4 protein-coding genes are annotated in these 2,511 nt (G+C 65.6%); all 4 read left to right on the forward strand.

The window, feature by feature from the left end; all coding sequences use genetic code 11:
- The first annotated feature begins 95 nt into the window (after positions 1–95).
- On the forward strand, positions 96–521 hold the full coding sequence (locus tag VGV60_18125) for a histidine kinase dimerization/phospho-acceptor domain-containing protein (GenBank protein HEV8703192.1): 426 nt from the start codon (positions 96–98) through the stop codon (positions 519–521).
- Positions 518–1,114 (forward strand): polysaccharide biosynthesis/export family protein, encoded by a 597-nt coding sequence (locus VGV60_18130; protein HEV8703193.1) that lies wholly within the window; start codon positions 518–520, stop codon positions 1,112–1,114. The genes VGV60_18125 and VGV60_18130 overlap by 4 nt, the downstream gene beginning before the upstream one ends.
- Positions 1,115–1,142: 28 nt before the next feature.
- A complete protein-coding gene (locus VGV60_18135; GenBank protein HEV8703194.1) occupies positions 1,143–1,283 on the forward strand; it encodes a hypothetical protein in 141 nt (46 codons plus the stop codon).
- 116 nt (positions 1,284–1,399) lie between these two features.
- Positions 1,400–2,511: 3-hydroxyacyl-CoA dehydrogenase NAD-binding domain-containing protein (locus VGV60_18140; GenBank protein HEV8703195.1), on the forward strand; the 1,112-nt coding region annotated here is incomplete at its 3' end.

Here is a 2,511-nt window from a genome sequence, read left to right on the forward strand (position 1 = left end):
TCCTGGTGCTCTCGGTCGACCTGCTCCAGCGGAGCGTGGCGGTCGAGGTGGACTGCACCTGGGTGGTGCCCGCCTAGACCCAGGAGGACGGCCAGATGAAGCCTCACGGCCAGGTCGGCGTGCGGACGGACAAGCGGAACCGACGCCCGAAGCCCCGGCCTATCGAGCCGGCGGCAGGCGGCGACCCGGTCACCGCGGTGGTGCGGCTCGCCAATGCGGCGGCGCACGAGATCAACAACCCGCTCACGGTGATCATCGGCAACCTCGAGCTCGTTGCGCGGGACGCGGAGACCACGCCGTTCGCCCAGGCCCGAGTGCAGGCGGCGCTCGAGGCCGCGGAGGGGATCCGGGAGGTCGTTCACTGCATGCACCACGTCGCCCGGCTGGAGGTCGTCGCCTCGCGTCCGAACCTCCCCGACATGCTCGACCTCTGGAAGTCGAGCGGCCTGCGGTCGGTCCCGGCGGTGGCCTCCGAGGGCCTTTTCGACCTGCGAAATGAAATTGGGGGACGAAACCCATGATGATTCGGCGGTTGGTGGTCGCGGCGCTGGTGACGATGTCGGTGGCCGTCGGAGCGGGCGCCGCCGAGGAACCAAGGAACGGGCCGGAGCCGGGGAGGACCCAGGAGCCGGGTGATTACCGGATCGGGCCCGAGGATCTCCTCGACATCGCGGTGTGGAACAACACGGCGATCAGCCGGGCCGTGCCCGTGCGGCCGGATGGCAAGATCTCGCTCCCGCTTCTCAACGATGTCCAGGCGGCGGGTCTCACCGCGATGCAGCTCCGGGATGTGCTGGTGAAGAGGCTGACGGACTACATCCCGACGCCAGAGGTGTCCGTGATCGTCCGGGAAGTGCACAGCTTCAAGGTCTCGGTGCTCGGCGAGGTGAAGAAGGCCGGCCAGTACGAGCTGAAGAGCCGGACCACGGTGCTCGACGTCATCGCCCTCTCCGGCGGGTTCACCGAGTTCGCCGCCCGCTCGCGAATCGTGATCCTTCGCCCGAACGGGACGACCGTCAAGCGGGTCTCGTTCAACTACAACAAAGCGGTCGCCCCGGAGGCGCAGCAGGAGGACTTGTTCCTCCAGCCCGGCGACGTCGTCGTGGTGCCGTGAGCTGGGGCGTGACCGGGAGGCGAAGGGAATGGCCGGTTCGGCGCAGGGGGCCTCGGGCCTCGACGTGGCGCGGGCGATGATGAACCACGTGATGCGCAGCGTCGCCCTCGGCGGGGGGCGTGACGGGACGCCCCCTCCGTCGGGGCGGGCATGGCCTGGGGTGCAGTGACATACCGGTGGTACGACTACAAGGGGAAACGGGATCCCCTGACGATAGGCGGGTGGCCGGCGACGAGCTTCTCCCCAGGCACGTTCGCAACTGTTCAGACCTCGAGGAGCCTCGGCATGATCGAGAGAGGGCATGTCCGCCGGTTTGGAATCGTCGGGGCCGGAACAATCGGATCAGGAATCGCGCGCATGCTCTCAGATCTGGGGGCAACGGTGGTCGTCGTCGCGCCGCGCCCTGGAGGTGTCCGGCGTGCCGCAGATATGCTTCAGCTGACGTACAAGTCGGATGTCGATCGCGGACGCATCAGTGCGGCAGAGGCTGAAGCCAGGTTGCACGACATTCATCTGACGCCGTACTACTCAGACCTCGACGGAGTCGAATGTGTCATCGAATCCGTGATCGAAGATGTCCAGACGAAACAAGAAGTGCTCGCCGCCGTTGAAGAATGTGTGTCTGCCGATTCAATCATTGCCAGCAATACCTCGTCTATCCCGATCACGAGGATTGCGGCGACCGCCCGCCGGCCGGACAGAGTCATCGGCACCCACTACTTCTGGCCCGCCCACCGCTATCAGCTCGTCGAGATCGCAACCGCCGAGGCGACCAGCGAGCGCACACTGCAACGGACGCTCGCGATGACTGGCTGGCAGGGCAAGGTGCCTCTACTGGTGCGTGACCGCCCCGGCTTCTTCACGACGAGGATCCTGCTGGTCTACCTCAACGAGGCTATAGCCCTGGTGACGGAAGGGGCCTCAATCGACTCGGTGGACAGAGCGATGAAGGCCTTCGGCTGGGCCATGGGCCCGTTTCGCCTGATGGACGCGGTAGGTATCGAGATCTTCCGGGGCATTCATGACTCCGTGTCCAGACATCTCGGGGAGCGCGTCAAGTATCTCCCGCGTCTATGGCCGGTACTGGAAGCCGGTCATCGTGGCTATCAGCGCCGCCGCCGCGAAGAAGCGAAGGGATTCTACCTCGACCCTGAAGGACAGGTGGTTGACGAGCGGATCTACTCCTTGATCGGGGGGAACGCGAATGGGACTCCAAGCTCGACGGAGGTCTCCACCCGTCCTATCTGGCAGATGATCAATGAGATTGGTCGCTGTCTCGCCGAGGGAATTGTTTCCTCGCCTTATGATGCCGATCTCGGTGCAGTCCTGGGCATCGGGTGGCCGCAGCCGCAGGGGGGGCCGCTGGAATACGCCCGTCGTGTTGGGATCGACACGAT

Source organism: Candidatus Polarisedimenticolia bacterium (assembly GCA_036001465.1).
Classification (GTDB): domain Bacteria; phylum Acidobacteriota; class Polarisedimenticolia; order Gp22-AA2; family Gp22-AA2; genus Gp22-AA3.

Excerpts from the sequence above, each read along its gene's own strand:
- VGV60_18125 (HEV8703192.1), top strand. The coding sequence starts at position 96 with ATGAAGCCTCACGGCCAGGTCGGCGTGCGGACGGACAAGCGGAACCGA.
- VGV60_18130 (HEV8703193.1), top strand. The coding sequence starts at position 518 with ATGATGATTCGGCGGTTGGTGGTCGCGGCGCTGGTGACGATGTCGGTG.
- VGV60_18135 (HEV8703194.1), top strand. The coding sequence starts at position 1,143 with ATGGCCGGTTCGGCGCAGGGGGCCTCGGGCCTCGACGTGGCGCGGGCG.